The following is a 23,711-nucleotide window of genomic DNA, read 5'->3' as shown; positions in this document are numbered from 1 at the left end:
AGCGGGCGCTACCGGAAGACGACCGTGCTGCCGCCGGTCAGCAGCACCCGGCGCTCGCAGTGCCAGCGGACCGCGCGGGACAGGGCGAGCGCCTCGGCGTCGCGGCCGACCATCTGCAGGGCCTTCGGATCGTAGGAGTGGTCGATCCGGATCACCTCCTGCTCGATGATCGGGCCCTCGTCCAGGTCCGGGGTCACGTAGTGCGCCGTGGCGCCGACCTGCTTCACACCGCGCGCGTAGGCCTGGTGGTAGGGACGGGCACCCGTGAAGCCGGGCAGGAACGAGTGGTGGATGTTGATCGCCCGGCCCTCGAGGGCCTTGCAGGTCTCGTCGGAGAGCACCTGCATGTAGCGGGCCAGCACGACCAGCTCGGCGTCGTAGGCGTCGACCAGCGACAGCAGCTGCGCCTCGGCCTCGGGCTTGGTCTCGGCGGTGACCGGGACGTGCACGAACGGCAGGCCGGCGGCCTCGGCCATCGGGCGCAGGTCGGGATGGTTGGACACGACCGCGACGATGTCGGCGCCCAGGCTGCCCGCCCGCCACCGGAAGATCAGGTCGTTGAGGCAGTGGCCCAGCTTGGAGACCATGACCAGGATCCGGGCGGGGGCGCCGTCGTGGAAGGTGAACGTCATCCCGAACTCGGCCGCGACCGCCTCGAAGTCCCGGCTGATCGCGTCGAGGTCCACGTCGTGCTCCGCGCCGACCCGGGTGCGCAGGTGGAGCCGGCCGCGCAGCGGGTCGTCGAACTGCTGGTACTCGCCGATGTCGCAGCCGTGCTCGAACAGGAAGGCGCTGACCGCGCGCACGATGCCGGTGCGGTTCGGGCAGCTCAGGGTCAGGATGAAGGAACGGGACACGGCGGCCTCTCCTCGGTCGGACGCGGTCCGCGGAAACCGCGGCACGGCGTAAACAGTGCATTGATATATCAGTCTTGGTCAAGAGGTGTGGGCACGTCCGCTGACTGTTAGGCACGTCCGTCGCGTTAATATGGGACCGTGACCGCTCTTCCCGACGACGCCGAGCCGGAGTACACGTCCCTCGCCGACAAGGCGTACACGGTGATCCGGGATCGGCTGATCATGCTCGACATCCCGCCGATGACGGCCATCGACGACGTCGCCCTCGCGAAGTCCCTCGAGGTCGGTCGCACCCCCGTCCGGGAGGCGCTCAAGCGGCTCGAGATCGACCGGCTGGTCGTCTCCTACCCGCGCCGAGGGACGTTCGCGACCGGCGTGGACATCACCGACCTCGCCTACATCTCCGAGATCCGTGTGCAGCTCGAGCCGCTCGCCGCGCGCCGTGCCGCCGAGTACTCCGGCCCCGCGATCCGGGCCGACCTCGCCGAGCTGGCCGACACGATCGACCGGATCGACGTGCGCACCCTGGACCGCGACGAGCTGATGCGCTGGGACCTGCACGTCCACCGGACGATCTACTCCGCAGCGGCCAACCCGCACCTCGAGGACACCCTGATCCGCTACGACAACCTGGCGACCCGGATCTTCTGCCTGTTCCTGGACCGGATGACGCACTTCGACCAGCACGTCGGCGAGCACTCGGGCCTGCTGCGGGCCATCGCGGGGCAGCAGGCCGACGAGGCCGCCGACCGGGCCCGGGCGCACGTCATCGGGTTCGAGAAGGCCGTCCGCGAGGTCGTCTGAGCCTCCGCGCGCCCGCTCAGACGTGGGGCGGGTGGGTCATCGGCGGATCTGCTCCCGTACGTCGTCGGTCACCGTGTCGGCCCGGCGCAGCAGGTCGTCGACGCCGGTCAGTGCCGCGGACAGCTCGTCGCGCGCCGGCGGGTCGGTGAGGCCGCCAGGTTGATCTCGACGTCGAGCCGGGCGGTGCCGGCCGCGGCCCGGGCGGCGTCGGCCGCGGCTCCCCCGTCGCTGATCACGTGGGGGTTGCCGATCGGCCGCAGCCGCTCGGCGAGGTCGCCCACCTGCTCCGCGGCGCGGATGACCTGCGCCGGGATCCGTCCCGCCTCGACCAGTGCGGCGGCGATCGCCGCGGTGCGGGCCCGACCCGCCTCCTCGGTGTCGCGCGAGCGTGTAGGCCGCGCCGAACGCGCGGGCGTCGTCCTCGGCGAGTCCGAGGCCGGTGATGCGCAGCGCGTCGGCCCGGTTGCGGATGTCGAGCACGGTGTCGGTGTGCCCGGCGTCTCGCTCGCCGTCGGTGTGGCGGGCGACCATGCCGAGCAGGGCGGCGGCCTGCGCGAGGTGCTGGCCCGCCGTCGCGCCGCCGCCCGGGGCGGGGACGCGGGCGGCCAGGTCCCAGAGGAACCGGTCGAGGGTGTCGGAACGCATGGGGTCCTTCCGTGCGGCGGTGCGACGGGGGTGGCACGTCGGGGCCCGGGGCCCCGGGGGGGCCGGCCCCGGGCCGTGCGGGTCAGCGCCGGATGCGGCTCATCTCCGGGTCGAACAGCGGCTCGGCCGCGACCGAGGCGCGGATCCGCCGGTCGAAGTACTGGATCTCGACCCCTCCCCCGACCGGCAGCCCGGCGGGCAGCCAGGCGTAGGCGACCGGGGTCCCCAGGGTGTAGGCGTACGCCGCGGAGGTGACGTAGCCGGCGGGCTCGCCGTCGACGAACACCGCCTCGTGGCCGAGGACGACGCTGCGGCCGTCGTCGATCGTGAGGCAGGTCAGCCTGCGGGTGACGGCGTCGGGGTCGATCTTCTCGACGGCTGCGCGGCCCACGAAGTCGCCCTTGGTGTGCGGGCGGACCGCGAAACCGAGACCGGCCTCGTACGGGTTGTGCTCGGTGGACATGTCCGCGCCCCAGGAGCGGTAGCCCTTCTCCAGCCGCAGGCTGTTGAACGCCGCGCGCCCGGCCGCGACGACGCCGAGCGGGCGCCCGGCCTCGTACAGCACGTCCCACAGCTTCCGGCCGTACTCGGCGCTGGTGTAGATCTCCCAGCCGAGCTCGCCGACGTAGGACAGCCGCATCGCCGTCACCGGGATGCCGGCGATGTGCGCGGACTTCGCGCGGAAGTACTTCAGCCCCTCGTGGGAGAAGTCGTCGCCCGACAGCGGCTGCACCAGGTCGCGGGCCAGCGGGCCCCAGACGCCGATGCAGCAGGTACCGCCGGTGATGTCGCGGACGACCACCGAGTGGTCGTCGGGCAGCGCACGCCGCAGATGGTCGAGGTCGAGGTGGGAGTTCGCGCCGACCTGGAACAGCTGCTCGCCCAGCCGGGCGACGGTGAGGTCGCTGCGGACGCCGCCGGCCTCGTCGAGCATGAGGGTGTAGGTGACGGCGCCGACGGACTTGTCCATCGTGCCGGTGGTCAGGCCCTCCAGGAACGCGCACGCACCCGGCCCGGACACCTCCAGGCGCTTCAGCGGGGTCATGTCGTACATCGCGACCGCGGTGCGGGTCAGCCACGCCTCGACCGCGACGACCGGCGAGTGGAACATCGCCGACCACGCGTCGCGGGACGGGGCACGCCACTCGGCGGGCAGGTCCTTCGCCAGCACCGCGTTGGCCTCGTACCAGTGCGGACGTTCCCAGGCGTGGGACTCCAGGAAGAACGCCCCGAGCTCGCGCTGGCGGTCCACGAACGGGCTGGTCCGCAGGTCGCGCGGGGACAGCTTCGGCTGCAGCGGGTGCAGCACGTCGTAGATCTCGATGAAGTTCTGCTGCGAGGTCTCGTCGACGTAGGCGTCGGTGGTCTCGACCTCGTCGAAGCGGTGCACGTCGCAGCCGTGCAGGTCGAGCTCGCTGCGGCCCTCGACGAGCAGCTGCGCGACCGAGCGGGCGACGCCGGAGGAGTGGGTGACCCACACGGCCTCGGCGATCCAGAAGCCGGCGACGTCGGCGGACTCGCCGATCAGCGGGCCGCCGTCGGGGGTGAAGGAGAAGACCCCGTTGAAGCCGTGCTCGATCGTGGAACGCTGCAGACCGGGCAGCAGCTGCGTGCTCTGCTCCCACTGCAGCGCGAAGTCGTCGGAGGTGAAGGGCAGCATCGAGGGCTGGGTGCGCTCGCCTACCTCGCCGTCGCCGACCTCGGGCAGGTCGGAGATCGACACCGGCATCGGGCGGTGGGCGTAGGAGCCGATGCCGATGCAGTCGTTGTGCTCGCGGTAGTAGAGGTCGGCGTCCTGGTGGCGCAGGATCGGCAGCCGCGCCTCGATCAGCTCGTCGTTGCGGCCGACGAGCTGCTCGACCTGGGTGGTGCGGGCGTACTGGTGGGCCAGGGGCAGCAGCGGCACCCGCATCCCGACGAGCTTTCCGAGCTCGCGGCCCCAGAACCCGGCGCAGGACACGACGATGTCGGCGGGGACGGTCTCGCCGTCGGCGGTCTCGACGCCGGTGACCCGGCCGCCGGACTGCGCGATGCCGGTGACGCGCACCGAGCCGCGGAAGACCGCACCGCGGGACTCGGCACGCCGGGCCAGCGCGACGACCGCGCGGGCCGCCTTGGCCAGGCCGTCGGTGGGGGTGTGCAGGCCGCCGAGGACCTGGTCGGCGTCGAGCAGCGGGTGCAGCCGCGCGCACTCGGCGGCGTCCACGACCGACGCCGGGACCCCGCGGGAGACCGCCCAGCCCCGCTTGCGGTGCAGGTCGGCGAGCCGCTCCGGGGTGGTCGCGACCTCCAGGCCGCCGACCTGGTTGAAGCACCAGCCGCCGTCGACGTCCAGGCTCTTCAGCTTCTCGACGGTGTAGGTCGCGAACGCGGTCATGGTCTTCGACCCGGTGGTCTGGAAGACCAGGCCGGGGGCGTGCGAGGTGGAACCGCCGGTCAGCGGCAGCGGCCCCTGGTCCAGGACGGTGACGTCGGTCCAGCCGCGGGTGGTGAGCTCGTCGGCCAGGTTCGCCCCGACGATCCCGGCTCCGATGATGACGACACGGGGGGTCATGGTGGTCTCCTTCTGCGTGGTCGTCGGGCGGGTCAGCCGGCGAGGGCCGGCGACGCGGCGGGGTCGGCGGCGGGGTCGTCGCGGAACTCCTGGGCGGCGTCGAGCAGCCAGTCGGCGAGGTGGCCGGCGAACGAGCTGCGGACGTGCACGTCGAGGACCGCTCCCCCGTCGGCGTCGGCGGCGGCGTCACGGGCCAGGAGGAGCACCCCCGCCCCGCCGAGCAGCGTCTGGGCGCTGCGCCCGGCCGGGAACGAGCGCGGGTGCAGGTCCAGCGAGCAGCCGAAGGACAGCAGCTCGCGGGCCAGGCGCCCACCGATCCGCAGCACGACCCGCTGGGCGGAGGTGTCGACGGCGGCGCCGCCTGCCTCCCCGGCGACGAGCGCGCGCAGCGCCGCCTCGGAGACCGCGGCGTTCCCGGAGCGGCTGGTGACCAGCCACTCGTCGGGTCCGAGCCAGACGACCTCGCCGTCACCGGCGGCGACCCAGGTGTTCGCACCTGTCGGCAGCGCGGTGCCGAGCGCGGCGTCGACACCGGCGCGGGCCGGGCCCGCCGGGTCGAGACGCAGGGTCACCGACTGCGCGGTCGGCAGGACCTCGACCGAGAGGCCGCCGTCGGTGTCCCGGGCGAGCCCGGTCAGTGCCGTGGCGTGGGTGTCGAGCGGGTGCGTGGTGGCGAGCTCAGCCGTCACGGCGGGCTCCTTCCGGGTCGACGAGGACGGGTCCGGTGATCTCGACCGGGACCAGCGCCCCCTGGTGCGGGACGTGCACGACGTCGCCGATGCGGTCGCGCCCGCCCTCGAGCAGGGCCAGCGCGAACGGCCGCTCCAGCTCCGCGGACAGGTAGCTGGACGTGACGTGGCCGAGCATCGGGACCGGCGGCGGGGGCAGGGTGCCGTCGGGCGAGAACTCCACGATCTGCGCCCCCTCGGGCAGCCGGGTGCCGCGGTCGGTGGGGAGCAGCCCGACCAGGTGCTTGCGCATCGGGTCGGTGTTGGAGGCGCGGGCGAAGGAGCGCTTGCCGACGAAGTCGACCTTCTTCTTCGACACCGCCCAGCTCATCCCCAGGTCGTGCGGGGAGACGGTGCCGTCGGTGTCCTGCCCGATGATCGGGTAGCCCTTCTCGGCGCGCAGCACGTGCATCGTCTCGGTGCCGTAGGGGGTGATGCCGTACGGCTCGCCGGCCGCGACCAGCCGCTCCCACACGGCCAGGCCGTACCGGGAGTCGACGTTGACCTCGAACGCCAGCTCGCCGGAGAAGGAGATCCGGGCCAGCCGGACCGGCACCCCGTCGAGCTCGGTGTCGCGCCAGGTCATGAACTCGAACGCCGCGGCGGAGGCGTCGACACCGGGGAACACTGCGGAGATCACGTCGCGCGAGCGGGGCCCGACGACCGGGAACACCGCCCAGTGCTCGGTGACCGACGTGAGGTTCACCTTCAGGTGCGGGACCTCGGTCTGGCGCCAGTCCTCCAGGTGGCCGAGCACCGAGGCGGCGCCGCCGGTGGTCGTGGTGAGCAGGAACCGGTCCTCGGCGATGCGGAGCACGGTGCCGTCGTCGGTGACCATGCCGTCGTTGCCGCACATGACGCCGTAGCGGACGCGGCCGACCTTCAGGCTGCTCATCAGGTTCGTGTAGACGAGGTCGAGGAACGTGTCCGCGTCCGGGCCCTGGACGTCGATCTTGCCGAGCGTGGAGCCGTCCATGATCGCGACGTCGCGGCGGGCCGCGGCGCACTCGCGCAGCACCGCGGCATCCATGTCCTCACCGGCCCGCGGGAAGTGGCGGGGCCGCTTCCACTGGCCGACGTCCTCGAACACCGCGCCGTGTGCGACGTGCCACGGGTGCACCGCGGTGGTGCGGACCGGGTCGAACAGGTCCCCACGCTCGCGGCCGGCGAGCGCGGCGAACGACACCGGGGTGTAGGGCGGGCGGAACGTGGTGGTCCCGAGGTCGCCCGCCGGGCGGCCCAGCAGCTCCGAGGTGATCCCGGAGGCGATGGTGCCGGAGGTCTTGCCCTGGTCGTGGGCGGTGCCGATGGTGGTGTAGCGCTTCACGTGCTCCACCGAGCGGAGCCCGGCGCCGACGGCCCGCTCGATGTCGGCGACGGTCGCGTCCCGCTGGACGTCGACGAACTGGCGCGCGGAGTCACCCGCGGTGCGCCACAGCACCAGGCCGGGGGTGCGCGCGGGCTCCGGGGCGCAGCTCGGGGCGTCGCCGCCCGCGCCCTCGGCCAGGCAGCCCGCCAGGTCGAGGATACCGTTCGCGGCGCCGACGACCTCGGTGCCCGCGATCGCGGCGCCGGGCCGGAACGCGCCCAGGCCGGCGTCGAAGACGAGCTGTCCGCGCACGTGGCTGAACAGGTGCGCGGTGGGCGTCCAGCCACCGGAGACCAGCAGCAGGTCGCACGCCAGCACCTCGGTGCCGTCGCCGGTCGCGACGTGCGCGGCGGACACCCGGCCCGCGGCGTCGCCGTCGGAGCCGACGACGGTGGCGCCGGCCGTCACGGTCGCCCCGGCCTCGGTGCACTCCCGCGCGCGCTCGGTGGGCGGCGTGGCGCGGGCGTCGACGAGGGTGACGCGCGCCCCGGCCCCGGCCAGGTCGGCGGCGGCGAGGTAGGCGGCGTCGTCGGTGGTGAACACGACGACCTCGCGTCCGGCGAGCACGCCGTAGCGGTGCAGGTACTCCCGCGCCGCGGACGCGAGCATGACACCCGGCCGGTCGTTGTCGGCGAACACCACGGGGCGCTCGATCGCGCCGGTCGCGACGACGACCCGCCCGGCCCGGATCCGGTGCACCCGCTGGCGGGACCGGTGGGTGGGGGCGGCCGCGCCGAGGTGGTCGGTGCGCCGCTCCAGGGCCAGGACGAACCCGTCGTCGTAGTGGCCGAAGGCGGTGGTGCGCTGCAGGTGGCGCACCTCGGGGTTCTCCGCGAGCTCGGCGACGACGTCGGCGACCCAGCGGTGCGCGGCGCGCCCGTCGATCCGGTCGGTCGGGACGAGCGCGCCACCGGCCTCCGGACGGTCGTCGACGAGCACCACGCGGTCGCCGCGGCGGGCCGCGGTGCGCGCGGCGAGCAGCCCGGCCGGGCCGGCGCCGATCACCAGGGTGTCGCAGTGGGCGTGGCGACGGTCGTAGCGCGCGGTGTCGGGCACCGTCGCGAGCCGGCCCTGACCGTTCAGGCCGCGGGCGACCAGGCCCTCGTGGAGCTCGACGGTGGCGGCCTGCAGCATCGGCTCGGGGAACGGCTCCTCGATCTGCACGAGGCCGACGGGGTCCTCGGTCCAGGCCCCGCCGATGCCGCGCGGGCGGCCGAGCTTGACCGACCCGCCGAGCACGCGCACGCCGTGTGCGAGCAGCGCCGAGGCCAGCGTGTCGCCCGGGTGCCCGGAGTAGTTCTCGCCGTCGAAGACGAAGTTCAGGGTGCGGGTCCGGTCGATGCGACCGTAACCGTCGACGCGGGTCATGCTCGGGCCCCCGGGATCTGCGGCCGGACCCCGCCCATCGGGTAGACGGCGAGGAACCGGTAGGTGTGGGTGTCACGGACGGCGTTGAACCAGCGGCGGCAGCCGGCGGAGTGGCTCCAGCGCTCGGCGTGCGGGCCCTTCGGGTTGTCCCGGAAGAACACGTAGTGCGCCCACTGCTCGTCGTCGAGCTCGGCCGGCGCGGCCGGGTACTCGACGTGGGCCTGGCCGCCGTAGTGGAACTCGACCTCCTCGCGGGGGCCGCACCAGGGGCAGTCGATGAGTTGCACGGTGGTGGCTCCTGGGGTCAGTGGGCGACGCCGGCGGCGCCGTGCTCGTCCACGAGCGCGCCGGTGACGAACCGGTCGAGGGAGAACGGGGCGATGTGCGGGTGCAGCTCGTCGGTGGCGATGGTGTGGGCCAGGCACCAGCCCAGCCCGGGCGTCACCTTGAAGCCGCCGGTCCCCCACCCGGAGTTGACCAGCACGTTGGAGTACGGCGTGCGGCCCACGATCGGCGATGCGTCCGGGGTGACGTCGACGATGCCCGCCCAGCTGCGCAACAGGTGCGCCCGCGCGAACACCGGGAACAGCTCGACGGCGGCGGCCATCTGCCGCTCGATGATGTGGAAGGCGCCGCGCTGCCCGTAGCCGTTGTAGGAGTCGACGCCGGCGCCCATCACGAGCTCGCCCTTGTGCGCCTGGGAGACGTAGACGTGCACCGCGTTCGACATGACGATCGTCGGATGCACCGGCTCGAGCAGCTCGGACACCAGCGCCTGCAGTGGGTGCGACTGCAGCGGGGTGTCCACGCCGAGCCGGTCGAGCAGGGTCGAGGTGTGCCCGGCCGCGCAGAGCGCGACCTGCCCGCACGCGATGTCGCCGCGGCTGGTGCGGATCCCGGTGACCCGGGCGTTCCCGTCCTCGACCGAGCCCTCGGTGACGAAGTCCAGCACCTCGCAGTCCTGGATGAGGTCGACCCCGGCGGAGTCGGCGCGACGGGCGAAACCCCAGGCGACGTAGTCGTGCTTGGCGATGCCGGCCCGGGGCTGGTAGGTCGCGCCGAGCACCGGGTAGCGGATGTCGTGCGAGACGTTGACGATCGGACAGATCTTCGCGACGTCGTCGGGGCCGAGGTACTCGGCGTCGATCCCGTTGAGCCGGTTCGCCTCGACCCGGCGGACCGAGTCGCGCACGTCCTGCTCGGTGTGGGCGAGGTTCAGCACGCCGCGCTGGGAGAACAGGATCGGATAGCCGAGGTCCTCCTCCAGCCCCTCCCACAGCTTCAGGGCGTGCTCGTAGATGAAGGCCGACTCGTCCAGGAGGTAGTTGGAGCGGATCAGCGTGGTGTTGCGGGCCATGTTGCCGCCGGCGAGCCACCCCTTCTCCAGCACCGCCACGTCGGTGATCCCGTGGTTCTTGACCAGGTAGTGGGCGGTGGCCAGCCCGTGCCCGCCGCCGCCGACGATGACCACGTCGTAGGAGCGCTTCGGCTCGGGGTTGCGCCACAGGACGTCGGGGTGCTCGGGCAGGTGCGCCCCGGGAGGCGTGTTCCCGGTGCCGGTCTTCTCGGTGCTCATGCCGTCAGCTCCGGGTAGAGGGGGTGGCGGTCGGCGAGGACGGTGACGCGGGCGGCGAGCTCGTCGAGCTCGGCGTCGCCCGCGTCGGGGCGCAGGGCGCGGGCGATGATGTCGGCGACCTCGGTGAAGTCCTCGGCATCGAAGCCGCGGGCGGCCAGCGCGGGGGTCCCGATCCGGACCCCGGAGCTCACCATCGGCGGGCGCGGGTCGAACGGGACGGCGTTGCGGTTGACGGTGATGCCGACCCGGTGCAGCCGGTCCTCGGCCTGCTTGCCATCGAGCTCGGAGTCGCGCAGGTCGACCAGGACCAGGTGGACGTCGGTGCCGCCGGAGACCACGCCGACGCCGGGCTCGGTCACCAGCCGCTCGGCGACGATCCGAGCGCCGGACAGGGTGCGCTGCTGCCGCTCGGCGAACGCGGGCTCACCGGCGAGCTTGAACGCGACGGCCTTGGCCGCGATCACGTGCTCCAGCGGCCCGCCCTGCTGGCCGGGGAAGACCTGCGAGTTGAGCTTCCTGGCGAGCTCGGCGCGGGCCAGGATGATGCCGCCGCGCGGGCCGCCGAGGGTCTTGTGGGTGGTGCTGGTGACGATGTCGGCGTACGGCACGGGCGACGGGTGCAGCCCGGCCGCGACGAGGCCCGCGAAGTGCGCCATGTCGACCATCAGGTACGCACCGACCGCGTCGGCGATCCGCCGGAACTCGGCGAAGTCGAGCTGCCGCGGGTAGGCCGACCAGCCGGCGATGATCAGCTTCGGGCGGCGCTCGTGGGCCAGGCGCTCCACCTCGGCCATGTCGACGCGGTGGTCCTCGGCGCGGACGTGGTAGGCGGCGACGTCGTAGAGGCGGCCCGAGAAGTTGAGCCGCATGCCGTGGGTGAGGTGCCCGCCGTGGGCCAGGTCGAGGCCCAGGATCGTGTCGCCCGGGTCGAGCAGCGCGGCCATGGCGGCCGCGTTGGCCTGGGCGCCGGAGTGCGGCTGGACGTTCGCGTAGTCGGCGCCGAACAGCGCCGTCACGCGGTCGATGGCGAGCTGCTCGATGACGTCGACGTGCTCGCAGCCGCCGTAGTAGCGGCGGCCGGGGTAGCCCTCGGCGTACTTGTTGGTGAGCACCGAGCCCTGCGCCTGCATGACGGCCAGCGGGGCGAAGTTCTCGCTGGCGATCATCTCCAGGGTGCCGCGCTGGCGACCCAGCTCGGCGGCGACGGCCGCGTGCACCTCCGGGTCGGTCTCGGCGAGCGTCCCGTCGAGGACCCCCGTCGCACCGTTCGACGGACCCCGATCCACGGCGAACGTCGTCATGGGCACCTCCAGATATCTTCTCCAGCAGACTGATATATCAACTGTCTGCGGTTAGCCTCGCACGGCACTCCCGGCAGGTCAAGCGCCTGATCGTGGTGCGCGCGAGCGGGTCCGGACACGCCTGCGGCGCAGGTCCTCGTGAGGACCTGCGCCGCAGGTGACGTGCCGGGTCAGGCGAGCCGTTTCGCCAGCTCCCGGCGCATCCGCCCGAAGGGCCGGGGACGGTCGACGCCGAGCACGCCGACGGCCTCCCCCGCGGCGTCGAGGAACACGGCGAGGAACCCGCCGTCGGCCCCGGGGTCGCCGTCGTCGATCCGGACCGAGCCGTCCGCGACCCGGTGTCCCGCGAACTGGATGCTGTGCCCGTACTGGTCGGACCAGAAGTAGGGCACCGCGTGGTGGGTCGGCAGCGAGTGCTCGGTCCCGAGCAGCGCCGCGGCCGCGACGGACGGCTGCTGCAGCGCGTTGGTCCAGTGCTCCAGGCGCAGCCGGGAGCCGGTGTAGTCGCGATGGGTGCTGGCGCAGTCCCCCACTGCGACGACGCCGGGCAGGGTCGTGCGGCCCGCGACGTCGGTGACGACCCCGTCGTCGAGGTCGAGGCCGGAGCCCTCCAGCCACTCGACGTTCGGGATCGCACCGATCCCGACCACGACCACGTCGGCGGGCAGCGCGCGGCCGTCGGTGAGCTCGACCCCGGTGACCCGGGGCGATCCGACGAGCCGGGCCACGCCCGTGCCGAGGTGCAGCGGCACCCCGGCGGCGGCGTGCAGGCGGCCGCAGGCGGTGCCCATCTCGGGCCCGAGGGCCCGCTGCAACGGCACCGGGGCGGCCTCGACGATCGTGACGTCCAGACCGAGGCCGTGGGCGGTCGAGGCGACCTCGGCCCCGACGAACCCGGCGCCGATCACCACCAGCCGCCGGCCCGGGACGAGGTCGGCGCGCAGGGCGCGGGCGTCGTCGAGGGTGCGCAGGGTGTGCACCCCGCCGGGCAGCTCACCCGGCAGGTTCCGGGCGCGGGCGCCCGTGGCGAGCACGACGGCGTCCGCCGAGAGGGTCGAGCCGTCGTCGAGGGTGACGGTCCGGGTCGGACCGTCGAGGGCGAGTGCGGTGCGGCCGAGGCGCCAGACCACGTCGAGCGCGGCGTCGTCGTCCTCGGTCAGGGCGATGGCGTCCTCGTCGGAGATCCCGGCGAGGAACTCCTTGGACAGCGGAGGGCGGTCGTAGGGGACGTGCTTCTCGTCGCCGACGACCGTGATCGTCCCGGTGAAGCCCTGGGCGCGCAGGGCTCGCGCCGTGGCGAGGCCGGCGAGCGAGGCGCCGACGACCGTGACGTCACGCATCAGGTGCCGACCTGTACGCCCGAGCGGACGCCGGTCGCGGCACCGGAGGCGGGGACCGACTCGACGACGTGGACCACACCGTCGGCGATCACCACCTGGTGTGTGCGGACGGGTGTCTTCGCGGGCGTTCCGCTCGGCATCCCGGTCCGCAGGTCGAAGCAGGCCGCGTGCAGCGGGCACTCCACCGCGCAGTCCTCGAGCCATCCGTCGGACAGCGAGGCGTCCTGGTGGGTGCACGTGTCGTCGATGGCGTAGAGATCGCCGTCGACGTTGAAGACGGCGATGGGCACCGTCCCCTGGACACGAACGGACTCCCCGACGGGGAGGTCGGACAGCTCGCCCACGAAGATCATGCTTCCTCCACTGTTGCCTATCGCGAAACTCGCCATGCCATGCGCAACCGTATGGTGAGGCCGCAGGTCGCAGCCGTCAACGAGCGATTTCTCGGCCGGCCCGGACGAGGCATCGGCGTCACGACGTGGAAATGTGAGCGGCTGTCCCCGGTGACCGGAAAGCCCCGAAAACCGGCACCGGCACACTCCGGGCCGCCCGTCGACGAAAGATATATCACTCGTGGACAGGTGACACCACGGCCGCGAGAATGATGGTGTGGCGATCCTGCATCGCCACGTCGGCGCGGCTGCCGCGGCGCGGCCGATCGATCCGAGGAGACCCCATGACCGACGGACCGCGCAGGCCCCGGCGCCGCGGCCCGGTCGCGGTCGCGGTCGAGGAGGAGCGCACGGTCCGACGGGCGGCTGCGGCGGCCTCGGTCGGCAACGTCGCCGAGTGGTACGACTTCGGCCTCTTCTCCTTCCTCTCCGCGGTGGTGCTCAACCGGGTCTTCTTCCCGGAGGCCGGCGAGTGGTCGCTGGTGCTGACCCTCGCCACGTTCGCGGCCGCGTTCGTCGTCCGGCCGCTCGGCGGGTTCGTGTTCGGCCCGCTCGGGGACCGGATCGGCCGCACCCGGGTGCTCGCGTTCACGGTCCTGCTGATGACCGTCGCGACGCTCGCGCTGGGTTTCGTGCCCTCCTACGAGACGGCCGGGATCGCCGCGCCGCTGCTGGTGCTGCTCATCCGCATGCTGCAGGGCTTCTCCGCGGGCGGGGAGTACACCGGCGCACTGACCCTGGTCGCGGAGTACGCGCCCGACCGGCGTCGCGGGTTCTTCGGCAGCTGGCTGGAGTTCGGCACGATCACCGGCTACACCCTCGGCGCCGGCGTCTGCGGTGTACTCGTCGCGGTGCTGCCCGAACAGGACCTGCTCGCCTGGGGCTGGCGGATCCCGTTCCTACTCGCCCTCCCCCTCGGGATCGCCGGCATCTACCTGCGGATGCGCCTGGAGGACACCCCGGCGTTCCGGCAGCTCATGGAGCGCTCCCCCGCGCTCGCGACGATGCCCTACCGGCGGGCGATGCAGATCCTGGTCCGCCGCTACCGGGCACCGGCCCTGGTGACCGCGGCGCTGGTGGTCGCCTGGAACGTCACCAACTACGTGCTGACCAACTACATGCCCACCTACCTGACCGGGACGCTCCCCCGGCACGGCCGGCACGGCGCCTCCGGGGCCGCCACCGGCGCCATGCTCGTCGCGGTCATGCTGGTCATGCTGTGCGTGATCACCGCGGTGGGCAGGCTCAGCGACCGGGTGGGCCGCAAGCCGGTCCTGATGGTCACGAGCCTGACGCTGGTGGCCGTCGGGCTGCCCGCGGTCCGGCTGATGCGCGACGGCATGATCGGCCAGTTCGTGGGCCTGCTGCTGATGGCCACGGTGCTGGTCGGCTTCGCCGCGGTGCTGCCGTCGACACTCCCCGCGCAGTTCCCGACGCTGGTCCGCTACGGCGGCCTGGGCGTGGTGTTCAACCTGTCGGTGTCGCTGTTCGCCGGCACCGCGCCGACGCTGATCGAGACCGCCGTGACCGCCACCGGCAACCTCGACTGGCCGGGGTACGTCCTCGTCGCCGCGGGCCTGGTCGGCGTGGTCGGCGTGGTGTTCCTGCCCGAGACCGCGGGCCGCCCGCTGGCCGGGGCCGCCCCGCTGACCTCCAGCGCGGACCTGCCCCCGCCGCCGCTGTCGCCCGAGGGCGTGCCGCTCGAGCAGCCCTACGACCACACGCACTGACCCGCCGCGGACCGACCGTCGCACCCCTCTTGGCATGATTGATATATCAGTCTAACATCGTCGCTATGACCAGAGCCCGGCGTGGATCGGAGCGGCCGTGAGCATCTCCGTGTTCGACATGTTCACGGTCGGGATCGGACCCTCGAGCTCGCACACCGTGGGCCCGATGCGGGCCGCGGCCCGCTTCGTCGCGCGGCTCGCCGACTCGGGCGAGCTGCCCCGTACCGCGTCGGTGCGGGTCGAGCTGTTCGGCTCCCTCGGCGCGACCGGGCACGGCCACGGCAGCGTGAAGGCCGTCGTGCTCGGGCTCGCCGGGCACGAGCCGCACCTCGTCGACCCGGTCGGTGCCGACCCGATGGTCGCCGACGTCCGCGCCGGGGGCCGGATCCGCCTCGGCGGGACCCACGCGATCACCTTCGCCCCCGACGACGACGTGGTCCTGCACCGCAACCGCCGGCTCGACTTCCACTCCAACGGCATGCTGCTGCAGGCCTTCGACGCCGACGGCGCCGTCCTGGACAAGCGCGAGTACTACTCGGTGGGCGGCGGCTTCGTGCTCGACTCCGACGAGGCGGGCCGCCCCGTCCTGGTGGAGGACGCGACCCCGGTCGCGTACCCCTTCACCACCGGCGACGAGCTCCTCGGACTCACCCGCACCCACGGGCTGTCGATCTCCGACATCATGCTGGCCAACGAGCTGTCCCGGCGCACCGAGGACGTGGTACGCAGCGAGCTGCTCCACATCTGGTCGGTGATGCAGGAGTGCGTCGAGCGCGGCGCCCGCACCGGCGGCACGCTGCCCGGCGGCCTGAAGGTCCGGCGCCGGGCGATGGCGCTCCGCGAGCGGCTGGAGGCCGCGACCGGCGAGCCGGACGCGCTGCACGCGATGGAGTGGGTGACGCTCTACGCCCTCGCCGTCAACGAGGAGAACGCGGCCGGCGGGCGCGTCGTCACCGCCCCCACCAACGGCGCCGCCGGGATCGTCCCGGCCGTGCTGCACTACGCCGAGCGCTTCCTGCCCGGCTTCGACGACGACTCCGTCGTCCGGTTCCTGCTCACCGCGGGCGCGGTCGGGGTGCTGTTCAAGGAGAACGCCTCGATCTCCGGCGCCGAGGTCGGCTGCCAGGGCGAGGTCGGGTCGGCCTGCGCGATGGCGGCCGCCGGGCTCGCCGAGATCATGGGCGCCACCCCGGAGCAGGTCGAGAACGCCGCCGAGATCGGCATCGAGCACAATCTCGGGCTGACCTGCGACCCGGTCGGCGGGCTCGTGCAGATCCCGTGCATCGAGCGCAACGCGGTCGCCTCGATCAAGGCCATCACCGCGGCGCGGATGTCGGCGCACGGCGACGGGATGCACCACGTCTCGCTGGACACGGCCATCACGACGATGCGGGAGACGGGCGCGGACATGCAGGACAAGTACAAGGAGACCGCCCGCGGTGGTCTCGCGCTGAACATCGTCGAGTGCTGAGCCGTGTTCTCCGGACAGGACGAGCTGGAGCGGTTCCTGCTGTCGCGCCCGGCCACCGGGCGCCGCAACGGCGCCGCACCCGACGCGCCCCGTGAGCGCACCCGCGAGGTGCTGGCCGGGCTGGGTGACCCGCAGGAGGCCGTGCGGACCGTGCACGTCGCGGGGACGGCGGGCAAGGGGTCGGTGTGCGCGTTCGTCGCGTCGCTGCTGACCCGGCACGGGTTCCGGGTCGGCGTGCAGGTCTCGCCGCACGTCCACGGCATCCGCGAGCGGTTCCGCACCGGTGACCTCCCGGTCCGCGCGGACGTGCTCGACGACCGGCTCGCCGCCGTCGCGCGTTCGGTGGCCGCGCTGGCCGCCACGGTGGCCGAGACCCACCCGGGACGCCCGGTGACCTGGGTACTGGCGCCGGCCCGGGACAAGGACCTGGGCGAGGCAGTCCGGGCGGTCGCCGGGGGTGAACCCGTCGTGGTGACCGGGTCGTTCCGGCTGCCCGGCGCGGTCGCGTCGCGTCTGGACCGCCGGGCCGTTCCCGAGGGGCAGCCCGCATGACGACCACCGAGGACGTGTTCGTGGACTTCGACAGCCCGCGGTCGCTGGCCGACCGGGCCTACGTGGCCATCCGGGACCGGCTGATCATGCTGGAGATCCCGCCGCTGGCCCCGATCGACGACGAGGCGCTGTCGACCCGGCTCGGCCTGGGCCGCACCCCGGTGCGCGAGGCGCTCAAGCGGCTGGAGACCGAGCGCCTGGTCGTGTCCTACCCGCGACGGGGGACGTTCGCGACCGCCGTCGACATCTCCGACCTGCGCGACGTGTGCGAGGTCCGGACCGTGCTGGAACCGACCGCCGCGCGGCGGGCCGCCGTCGTCGCCCCGCGGTGGCGGCGCGACGAGCTGCGTGAGCTGGCCGGGCGGGTGGCGTCGCTGGAGGCGCCGCGGATGGGCCGGATCGAGCTCATGCGGTGGGACGTGACGGTCCACCGGTCGGTGTACCGGGCCGCCGGGAACCCGTACCTGGAGGACACGCTCACCCGCTACTACCACCTGGCCACACGGATCCACTGCCTGTTCCTGGACCGCATGGACCAGGTCGGCCGCCACGTGCACGAGCACGCGGCGCTGCTGACCGCGATCGCCGACGGCGACGCCGACCGCGCCGAGGCTGTCAGCCGCGACCACGTCGTCGGCTTCGAGACCGCCGTCCGCGCGGTCCTCTGAATCGGCCCTCCGTCGCCGAGATGCAGCTCAGCGGGGTGTGGAGATCTATAACTCCCGCTGAGCCGCATCTCGGTGGATCGTGGCGGGGTCAGTCCCGGAAGCGGAACGGGGCGAGCTTCTCCGCGAGGAGGACCGGGTCGCCGTCCTCACCCGGGGCGTGGTGGAAGCCCTCGGCCTCGGCCAGGCCGATGAGCTCGCGGTCGTGGAACAGGCCGCAGACGTAGCGGACGGTGTCTTCGCCGATCTCGGTGACCGCGACGCGCATCTGGTAGATGCCCGGGTAGTGCACCTCGGCGAGGTACTGGACCGACAGCGTCGACGGGGAGAGCCCGTCGAGCGGGCCGCCCTCGGGGTAGCCCAGCACGTCGGAGTGCAGCTCGGCGAGGCCGTCGAGGTACCAGGAGGCCAGCGCGACGTTGTTCACGTGGCGGTTGGTGTCCAGGTCGGTGAAGCGGGTGCGGACGTCCCAGCGGAACGGGTAGTTCTCGCGGACGGTGCGGGCGTCGCCGCGCTCGGGACGGACCGGGGCGGGGGCCTCGATGCGCAGGGTGGTCAGCGCGCCGCGGACCTCGTCGGTCAGCGGGGTCGGGGCGTCGCCGTCGGTGTGCACCGAGGTCGACTCGCCGGTGGCGACGCACTCGTCGCCGGCGAAGACCGCGTACCGGTAGGAGAACGACGTGGTACCGACATGGCTGACGCCGACGCCGATCCGGTAGGACCCGGTGACCCGCAGCGGGGCCAGCACGTCCACCCGGATGGCGGCGAGCAGCAGCCGCACGCGGGACTGCAGGCGGGCGACCAGGTCGGCGCCGAAGGTGTCGCGCTCGACGGCGACGCGGGCGTCCTCGAACCAGCGCACCAGGGCGTCGCGGCCGATCCGGCGGCTCGGGTCGAGGTCGGCGTAGCGGGCCTCGTGCTCGATCAGCACCGGGAACATCCCCGGCTCGGGCACGGTCGGCGTCGTGATGGTTGCTGTCACCCCCCCATCGTGACGCTGTGTCGCCGCTCACCGGCAACCGGCCGTCCGGTATCACACCCGGTGAGCGGTCCGGGTACGCCGGGTGCGCGGTCCCGGGTGCCGGGCGGCACGGTCACGGCCGGACCTGTCGGGGGCGCTCGGTAACCTGCCGGACGTGCCTCCCCCCTCGACGGCCCCCGTGCGGACCCAGGACCTGCCCGGTGTGCACGAGCTGCTCGAGGTGGCCGTCACCTCGGTCGGCGGCTCCCGCCGCGAGGGCCAGGACCGGATGGCCGACGCGGTGCGCCGCTCGCTGTCGTCCGGAGAGCACCTGGCCGTGCAGGCGGGCACCGGCACCGGGAAGTCGCTGGCCTACCTCGTGCCCGCGATCCGGCACGCGATCGCCCGCGACACCACGGTCGTCGTCTCGACGGCGACGATCGCGCTCCAGCGCCAGCTCGTGGACCGGGACCTGCCGCGCGTCGCGAAGAGCCTGAAGAAGGTGCTGGGCCGCGAGCCCACCTTCGCCATCCTCAAGGGGCGGCGGAACTACCTGTGCATGAACAAGCTCCACGGCGACATGGACGACGATCCGGGCGACGAGCAACTGTTCGACGCGTTCGCCATCTCGGCGCTCGGGCGGCAGGTGAAGCGGCTGCACGAGTGGTCGTCGGACACCGGGACCGGGGACCGCGACGAGCTGGTCCCCGGCGTCCCGGACTCCGCGTGGCGGCAGGTGTCGGTGACCGCGCGGGAGTGCCTCGGCGCGAGCCGCTGCCCGGTCGGCGAGGACTGCTTCGCCGAGAAGGCGAAGGCCGAGGCGGGGCGGGCCGACATCGTCGTCACCAACCACGCCCTTCTCGCGATCGACGCCATGGGTGAGGCTCAGGTGCTCCCCGAGCACGACGTCGTGATCGTCGACGAGGCGCACGAGCTCGTCGACCGGGTCACCGGCGCGGCCACCGCCGAGCTGACCGCGGGCACCGTCGCGACCGCGGCCCGGCGCTGCGGAAAGCTCGTCGACCAGGACACCGCGGACCGGCTCGCGGAGGCCGGTGAGGGTCTCGCCGCGGTGCTGGAGGACATGCCCCCCGGGCGCTGGGAGTCGCTGACCACCGCCGCCGCGGGCGCACTGAACGCGATCCTGTCGGCCGGGGCGGGCTGCCGGCAGTCGATGGGCGCGAACAAGCGCAGCGACGACGCCGACCCCGAGGGCGCCGCCGCGCGCAAGCTCGCCCAGGCCGTGCTCGACGAGGTCGTCGACACCGCCGCGCGGCTGCTGGAGACGTTCTCCGAGACCGACGCGGCCACGCGCCGCGACGTCGTCTGGCTGGGTGAGCAGGGTCCCGACGGCTCCCGCCACAAGGTGCTGCGGGTCGCGCCGCTGTCGGTGGGCGGGCTGCTGCGCGAGCGGCTGTTCAACACCCGCACCACCGTGCTGACCTCGGCGACCCTGGCCCTGGGCGGGTCGTTCGACGCGCTGGCCCGTCAGTGGGGCCTGCCGGCCTCGCAGCCCAGGGAGGCCGGGGCCACCCCGCCGTCGAGCGTCGACGAGGGGCACGGCCCGGTCCAGGACCCGGAGGCGCCGCGCTGGCAGGGCCTCGACGTCGGGTCCCCGTTCGCGCACGCCAAGTCCGGGATCCTCTACCTCGCCCGGCGGCTACCCAGCCCCGGCCGCGACGGCCTCGCGCCGGAGACCCTCGACGAGATCGAGGGACTCGTCCGCGCCGCCGGGGGCCGCACGCTGGGTCTGTTCTCCTCGACCCGCGCGGCGAAGCAGGCCACCGAGGCACTGCGCGGCAAGCTCGACACGCCCCTGCTGTGCCAGGGCGACGACTCCACGATGCTGCTGGTCAAGCGGTTCGCCGAGGACCCGGAGACCTCGCTGTTCGGCACGCTGTCGCTGTGGCAGGGCGTCGACGTGCCCGGCCCGTCGCTGTCCTGCGTGATCATCGACCGGATCCCGTTCCCGCGCCCGGACGACCCGCTGATCGCGGCCCGGCAGAAGGCCACCGACGCGCGCGGCGGGAACGGCTTCCTGTCGGTGTCGGCGACGCACGCGGCGCTCCTGCTCGCCCAGGGCGCCGGACGGCTGCTGCGCGCCACCGACGACCGCGGCGTCGTCGCGATCCTGGACCCGCGGATCGCGACCGCGCGCTACGGCGGCTTCCTGCGGGCGAGCCTGCCCCCGTTCTGGGAGACCACCGACCGGGAGAAGGTGCACGGCGCACTGCGCCGGCTGCGCGAGTCCTCGTGACCGGCTCCACACGGCGGACGGGCCCCGACCCGATATAGGTTGTGTGCAACCAATCGAATCCGGAGGCGCACCCGTGGCGAACTACACGACCGAGGCCACCTCGACCGGCGGCGGCCGCGACGGCCACGTCCGCAGCGACGACGGCTTCATCGACCAGGACCTGACGATGCCGCCGGAGCTGGGCGGCCCCGGGGGCGCCACCAACCCCGAGCAGCTGTTCGCCGCGGCCTACGCGGCCTGCTTCCACGGCGCGCTGAGGCTGGCCGCCCGCACGGCGAAGACCACCGTCCCCGACGACACGCAGGTCACCGCCACCATCCAGCTGGCGCCCGACGATGTGAGCTTCCACGTGGCCGCCGACATCACCGCGCACCTGCCGGGTCTGGACCAGGCGGCCGCCGACGAGCTCGTCGAGGCAGCCCACCAGGTGTGCCCGTACTCCAAGGCCACCCGCGGCAACGTCGAGGTCACCCTCACCGCGACCGTCTGACCGCGGGGCCCGGGTGCTCACGGTGCCGGGGGGATCTCCGGCGCCGGGATCTCGAAAGCGTTCAGCAGCGCCGACACCGACAGGTACATGCCGGTGAGGTGCACGGTGTCGAGCACCCCGTCGCGGCCGAGCGCGGCCTCGGCCGCGGCGTAGGTCCCGTCGGACACCCGGTGGGTGCGGACCAGCTCGTCGACGAACCGGTGCACGACGAGCTCGTCGCCGGTCAGCACGTCGGCGGCGGCGCCGTCGTGCAGCGCCCGCACCGCGTCCTCGGTCAGCCCGACCGACCGGGCGACGGCGGTGTGGGCGTACAGCTCGTACGCCGCGCCCCAGGCCGCGCCGACGGTGAGGATCACGACCTCGCGCACGGTGGCCGACAGCGACGAGTCCCGCTGGTCGGTGCCGACCCATCGGTTGAAGGCCTTCCCGGGGCCGGGCCGCAGCACGAAGGCGTTGAACGGGCCGATGAGGCCGCCGTCGTCGTCGGTGGCGGCGAAGCCGGACTCCTCGGCCCACCGGACCGAGCCGGAGTGGAGCCGCTCGGCGGTGGCGCGCTGCTCGTCGTCGAGGTCGAGGGACTCGTTGCGGGGCAGCCGGCCGCCCCAGTCGCGGGCACCGGCGGAGGGGTGTGTGGTCACACCCGGTGGATCACCGCCCGGCGGTCCCGGCAAACGCGGCCCGGGCCAGCGCGAGGCAGGTCATGGTGCCCGGGTCGACCTCCGTGAAGCCGGCGTCCCGTACTCCGACCACGCCGTCGGTGCCGTCGTCGGCGACCGGGCACAGCCGGTCCCAGGCGGCCCGGTCCGCGGTCCGCACCGCGCACACCGGTGCCGCACCGACCGGCCAGCCGAGGGCCGCACCGAGCAGCATCGTGGCGTGCCCGACCTGCGCGGCCGCCTTGCCGACCGTCATCTCCGCGTACGGGGACAGCAGCACCAGCGGGGCGCCCGGATCGGGCGGGCCCGGCTCGTCGACGGGCAGCTCGGTGCCCCCGATCTGCAGCCGCGACACCACCTTCGGCGCTTCGTCGACCGGTCCGGGCAACAGCGCGCGGGCCTCGGCGTCGCCGACCTGCACCGTCACGCCGGGCAGCTCCTGGACCGCACGCCAGTGCGCGCCGCGCGCCCGGCGGGCGATCTTGCGGATGCGCCCGTCCACCCAGGGGGCGACGGCGTCGGACCACTCGCCGCCGGGCTGGGCCCGCGGGTCGGTGCAGACGGCGACCGCGGCCGTCGCGGCGGCCTCCAGCAGCGCGGTGCGTCCGGGGAGCGGGTCGCGCTCGATCCGCAGCACGACCGGCATAGCCCGGACGACGCCGTCGGCCTCCGGCGCGATGTCGCGCTCCCGCGCCCCGGACCCGTAGCGGCCCGCGAGCAGATCCAGGATCGGTGCGGGACCGGTCACGCCAGCGGGACCCGGCGGAGCACACCCTCGGCGGCGTCGGCGGCCTCGACCTCGGTGCGGGTGATGCCCAGGACGAACAGCACGACGTCGAGGTAGGGCACCGACACCGAGGTGTCGGCGATCTCGCGCAGCGCCTGCTTGGCGTTGAACGCCACCCCGAGCCCGGCGGTGGAGAGCATGTCGATGTCGTTCGCGCCGTCGCCGACCGCGACGGTCTGGTCGAGCGGGATGCCGTGGGCCTCGGCGAACCGGCGCAGTGCGACGGCCTTCCCGGCCCGGTCGACGACCTCGCCGACGACCCGCCCGGTGAGCTTCCCCCCGGAGATCTCCAGCTCGTTCGCGGCCACGAAGTCGAGCTTGAGCTCGCGGGCGAGACCGGCGATGACCTGGGTGAACCCACCCGAGACGACGCCGCAGCGGAAGCCGAGCCTGCGCAGCGTGCGGATCGTGGTGCGGGCGCCGGGGGTCAGCTCGATCCCGGCGGCCACCTCGTCGACGACGGAGGCGGGCAGCCCCTCCAGCGCGGCGACGCGGCGGGTCAGCGACTCGGTGAAGTCGAGCCTGCCCGCCATGGCCTCCTCGGTGACCCGCCGGACCTCGGCCTCGACGTCGGCCCCCGCGCGGGCGGCCAGCATCTCGATGACCTCGCCCTGGATCAGGGTGGAGTCGACGTCGAACACGATGAGCCGCTTGCTGCGCCGGGCCAGCCCGGCCCGTGTCACCGCGACGTCGACGCCCGCCTGCCGGGCCACCCGGACCAGCCGCCTGCGCAGCGTGCCGGGCGGGTAGTCGTCGGCGTCGCCCTCGGGGACCGGGGAGACGAGCAGCTCCAGCCCGGTCACCGGGTAGTCGGCGACCCGGCGGATGGAGTCGATGTTGGCGCCGACCGCGGCGAGTTCCGCGGCGATCGCGCCGAACGCGCGGGCCGTGATCGGCCTGCCCAGGACCGTGACGACGTGCGTCGACGGCGTCCGGGCGGCCTGACGGCCGTCACGCTGGATCTCGATGTGCACGGTCATGGCGATGGAGTCCATCGCCGCGCCCACCGTCTCCTGCAGGTCCTCCGGATCCCCTGCCGGCACGACGAGCGCGCCCAGGGTGAGCCGGCCGTTCACCACGACCTGTTCCAGGTCGAGCAGCTCGACGCCGGCCGTGGTGAGCGCGGTGAACAGCACGGAGCTGACACCGGGCCGGTCCGGCCCGGTCACCGTGACAAGCACGGTGGGCCGGGCCGGACCGGGAGGGAC

Annotated in this window: 21 protein-coding genes and 1 pseudogene; 7 read left to right on the top strand and 15 right to left on the bottom strand. The window is 73.7% G+C overall.

Annotated elements, in window-relative coordinates:
* Positions 1 to 8: 8 nt before the first annotated feature.
* Complete coding sequence (gene purU, locus ATL51_RS22185) at positions 9 to 857, bottom strand: formyltetrahydrofolate deformylase (protein WP_100879826.1); 849 nt, start codon at positions 855 to 857, stop codon at positions 9 to 11.
* A 138-nt stretch (positions 858 to 995) separates the two neighbouring features.
* On the opposite strand from purU, the gene ATL51_RS22180 reads away from it, so the two are divergent.
* The gene (locus ATL51_RS22180) at positions 996 to 1,661 is read left to right on the top strand and encodes a GntR family transcriptional regulator (protein WP_100879825.1); all 666 of its coding nucleotides are present in this window, start codon (positions 996 to 998) and stop codon (positions 1,659 to 1,661) included.
* A gap of 107 nt (positions 1,662 to 1,768) precedes the next feature.
* On the opposite strand, the gene ATL51_RS29560 is transcribed toward ATL51_RS22180, so the two are convergent.
* From ATL51_RS29560 to ATL51_RS22135, 10 genes and pseudogenes are all read right to left on the bottom strand, one after another.
* Entirely contained in the window at positions 1,769 to 1,993 is a 225-nt protein-coding gene (locus tag ATL51_RS29560) for a cyclodeaminase/cyclohydrolase family protein (protein ID WP_301549270.1), read from the bottom strand.
* A 76-nt stretch (positions 1,994 to 2,069) separates the two neighbouring features.
* Positions 2,070 to 2,306: pseudogene (locus ATL51_RS29555) on the bottom strand (cyclodeaminase/cyclohydrolase family protein); the annotation flags it as partial.
* An 82-nt stretch (positions 2,307 to 2,388) separates the two neighbouring features.
* Entirely contained in the window at positions 2,389 to 4,860 is a 2,472-nt protein-coding gene (locus ATL51_RS22170; protein WP_100879824.1) for a GcvT family protein, read from the bottom strand.
* A 32-nt stretch (positions 4,861 to 4,892) separates the two neighbouring features.
* The gene (locus tag ATL51_RS22165) at positions 4,893 to 5,549 is read right to left on the bottom strand and encodes a sarcosine oxidase subunit gamma (protein WP_100879823.1); all 657 of its coding nucleotides are present in this window, start codon (positions 5,547 to 5,549) and stop codon (positions 4,893 to 4,895) included.
* A complete protein-coding gene (locus tag ATL51_RS22160; protein ID WP_100879822.1) occupies positions 5,539 to 8,325 on the bottom strand; it encodes a 2Fe-2S iron-sulfur cluster-binding protein in 2,787 nt (928 codons plus the stop codon). The genes ATL51_RS22165 and ATL51_RS22160 overlap by 11 nt, the downstream gene beginning before the upstream one ends.
* Positions 8,322 to 8,612: a sarcosine oxidase subunit delta gene (locus tag ATL51_RS22155; RefSeq protein ID WP_100879821.1), complete on the bottom strand. Its 291-nt coding sequence runs from the start codon at positions 8,610 to 8,612 to the stop codon at positions 8,322 to 8,324. Before ATL51_RS22155 ends, ATL51_RS22160 begins: the two co-directional genes overlap by 4 nt.
* Before the next feature lie 17 nt (positions 8,613 to 8,629).
* On the bottom strand, positions 8,630 to 9,901 hold the full coding sequence (locus ATL51_RS22150; protein ID WP_100879820.1) for a sarcosine oxidase subunit beta family protein: 1,272 nt from the start codon (positions 9,899 to 9,901) through the stop codon (positions 8,630 to 8,632).
* The gene (gene glyA / locus ATL51_RS22145) at positions 9,898 to 11,202 is read right to left on the bottom strand and encodes a serine hydroxymethyltransferase (protein WP_100879819.1); all 1,305 of its coding nucleotides are present in this window, start codon (positions 11,200 to 11,202) and stop codon (positions 9,898 to 9,900) included. The genes ATL51_RS22150 and glyA overlap by 4 nt, the downstream gene beginning before the upstream one ends.
* Positions 11,203 to 11,372: 170 nt before the next feature.
* Complete coding sequence (locus ATL51_RS22140) at positions 11,373 to 12,542, bottom strand: NAD(P)/FAD-dependent oxidoreductase (protein WP_100879818.1); 1,170 nt, start codon at positions 12,540 to 12,542, stop codon at positions 11,373 to 11,375.
* Positions 12,542 to 12,895 carry a bifunctional 3-phenylpropionate/cinnamic acid dioxygenase ferredoxin subunit gene (locus ATL51_RS22135; RefSeq protein WP_100879817.1) on the bottom strand — a complete coding sequence of 118 codons (354 nt, stop codon included), beginning with the start codon at positions 12,893 to 12,895 and terminating at the stop codon, positions 12,542 to 12,544. The genes ATL51_RS22140 and ATL51_RS22135 overlap by 1 nt, the downstream gene beginning before the upstream one ends.
* Before the next feature lie 323 nt (positions 12,896 to 13,218).
* On the opposite strand from ATL51_RS22135, the gene ATL51_RS22130 reads away from it, so the two are divergent.
* The 4 genes from ATL51_RS22130 to ATL51_RS22115 all read left to right on the top strand — a co-directional run bounded on the left by ATL51_RS22130 (position 13,219) and on the right by ATL51_RS22115 (position 17,355).
* Complete coding sequence (locus tag ATL51_RS22130; RefSeq protein ID WP_100879816.1) at positions 13,219 to 14,664, top strand: MFS transporter; 1,446 nt, start codon at positions 13,219 to 13,221, stop codon at positions 14,662 to 14,664.
* A gap of 97 nt (positions 14,665 to 14,761) precedes the next feature.
* Positions 14,762 to 16,135, top strand: coding sequence for an L-serine ammonia-lyase (locus tag ATL51_RS22125; RefSeq protein ID WP_100879815.1), 1,374 nt, complete (start codon positions 14,762 to 14,764; stop codon positions 16,133 to 16,135).
* A gap of 3 nt (positions 16,136 to 16,138) precedes the next feature.
* Positions 16,139 to 16,687 (top strand): folylpolyglutamate synthase/dihydrofolate synthase family protein, encoded by a 549-nt coding sequence (locus tag ATL51_RS22120; RefSeq protein WP_100879814.1) that lies wholly within the window; start codon positions 16,139 to 16,141, stop codon positions 16,685 to 16,687.
* Entirely contained in the window at positions 16,684 to 17,355 is a 672-nt protein-coding gene (locus ATL51_RS22115; RefSeq protein WP_073576188.1) for a GntR family transcriptional regulator, read from the top strand. Before ATL51_RS22120 ends, ATL51_RS22115 begins: the two co-directional genes overlap by 4 nt.
* Positions 17,356 to 17,443: 88 nt before the next feature.
* Here the strand turns inward: ATL51_RS22115 and ATL51_RS22110 are convergent, their stop codons facing one another.
* The gene (locus tag ATL51_RS22110) at positions 17,444 to 18,334 is read right to left on the bottom strand and encodes a thioesterase family protein (protein WP_139282851.1); all 891 of its coding nucleotides are present in this window, start codon (positions 18,332 to 18,334) and stop codon (positions 17,444 to 17,446) included.
* Positions 18,335 to 18,488: 154 nt separating this feature from the next.
* Between ATL51_RS22110 and ATL51_RS22105 the strand changes: the two genes are divergently transcribed.
* Together ATL51_RS22105 and ATL51_RS22100 are read left to right on the top strand one after the other, a co-directional pair.
* Entirely contained in the window at positions 18,489 to 20,570 is a 2,082-nt protein-coding gene (locus ATL51_RS22105) for an ATP-dependent DNA helicase (RefSeq protein WP_073576295.1), read from the top strand.
* Positions 20,571 to 20,643: 73 nt separating this feature from the next.
* Positions 20,644 to 21,060 carry an organic hydroperoxide resistance protein gene (locus ATL51_RS22100; protein ID WP_073576190.1) on the top strand — a complete coding sequence of 139 codons (417 nt, stop codon included), beginning with the start codon at positions 20,644 to 20,646 and terminating at the stop codon, positions 21,058 to 21,060.
* 17 nt (positions 21,061 to 21,077) lie between these two features.
* Here ATL51_RS22100 and ATL51_RS22095 read toward each other — a convergent pair whose 3' ends face one another.
* The 3 genes from ATL51_RS22095 to serB are packed head-to-tail and all read right to left on the bottom strand — an operon-like array spanning position 21,078 to position 23,684.
* The gene (locus tag ATL51_RS22095) at positions 21,078 to 21,698 is read right to left on the bottom strand and encodes a carboxymuconolactone decarboxylase family protein (RefSeq protein WP_157818486.1); all 621 of its coding nucleotides are present in this window, start codon (positions 21,696 to 21,698) and stop codon (positions 21,078 to 21,080) included.
* A gap of 10 nt (positions 21,699 to 21,708) precedes the next feature.
* Entirely contained in the window at positions 21,709 to 22,464 is a 756-nt protein-coding gene (locus ATL51_RS22090; protein WP_073576191.1) for an aminoacyl-tRNA hydrolase, read from the bottom strand.
* The gene (gene serB, locus ATL51_RS22085; RefSeq protein ID WP_208623051.1) at positions 22,461 to 23,684 is read right to left on the bottom strand and encodes a phosphoserine phosphatase SerB; all 1,224 of its coding nucleotides are present in this window, start codon (positions 23,682 to 23,684) and stop codon (positions 22,461 to 22,463) included. Before serB ends, ATL51_RS22090 begins: the two co-directional genes overlap by 4 nt.
* Between the last annotated feature and the right edge of the window lie 27 nt (positions 23,685 to 23,711).

This window comes from Pseudonocardia alni (assembly GCF_002813375.1).
GTDB classification, from domain to species: Bacteria; Actinomycetota; Actinomycetes; order Mycobacteriales; family Pseudonocardiaceae; genus Pseudonocardia; species Pseudonocardia alni.
Note: the sequence above shows the minus strand (reverse complement) of the source record. Positions and strands in the feature narration are given on the sequence as shown.

What these genes read in the sequence shown, in the direction of transcription:
- ATL51_RS22170 (WP_100879824.1), bottom strand. Translation starts at nt 4,860, where the DNA reads ATGACCCCCCGTGTCGTCATCATCGGAGCCGGGATCGTCGGGGCGAAC.
- ATL51_RS22160 (WP_100879822.1), bottom strand. Translation starts at nt 8,325, where the DNA reads ATGACCCGCGTCGACGGTTACGGTCGCATCGACCGGACCCGCACCCTG.
- ATL51_RS22150 (WP_100879820.1), bottom strand. Translation starts at nt 9,901, where the DNA reads ATGAGCACCGAGAAGACCGGCACCGGGAACACGCCTCCCGGGGCGCAC.
- glyA (WP_100879819.1), bottom strand. Translation starts at nt 11,202, where the DNA reads ATGACGACGTTCGCCGTGGATCGGGGTCCGTCGAACGGTGCGACGGGG.
- ATL51_RS22140 (WP_100879818.1), bottom strand. Translation starts at nt 12,542, where the DNA reads ATGCGTGACGTCACGGTCGTCGGCGCCTCGCTCGCCGGCCTCGCCACG.
- ATL51_RS22135 (WP_100879817.1), bottom strand. Translation starts at nt 12,895, where the DNA reads ATGATCTTCGTGGGCGAGCTGTCCGACCTCCCCGTCGGGGAGTCCGTT.
- ATL51_RS22130 (WP_100879816.1), top strand. Translation starts at nt 13,219, where the DNA reads ATGACCGACGGACCGCGCAGGCCCCGGCGCCGCGGCCCGGTCGCGGTC.
- ATL51_RS22115 (WP_073576188.1), top strand. Translation starts at nt 16,684, where the DNA reads ATGACGACCACCGAGGACGTGTTCGTGGACTTCGACAGCCCGCGGTCG.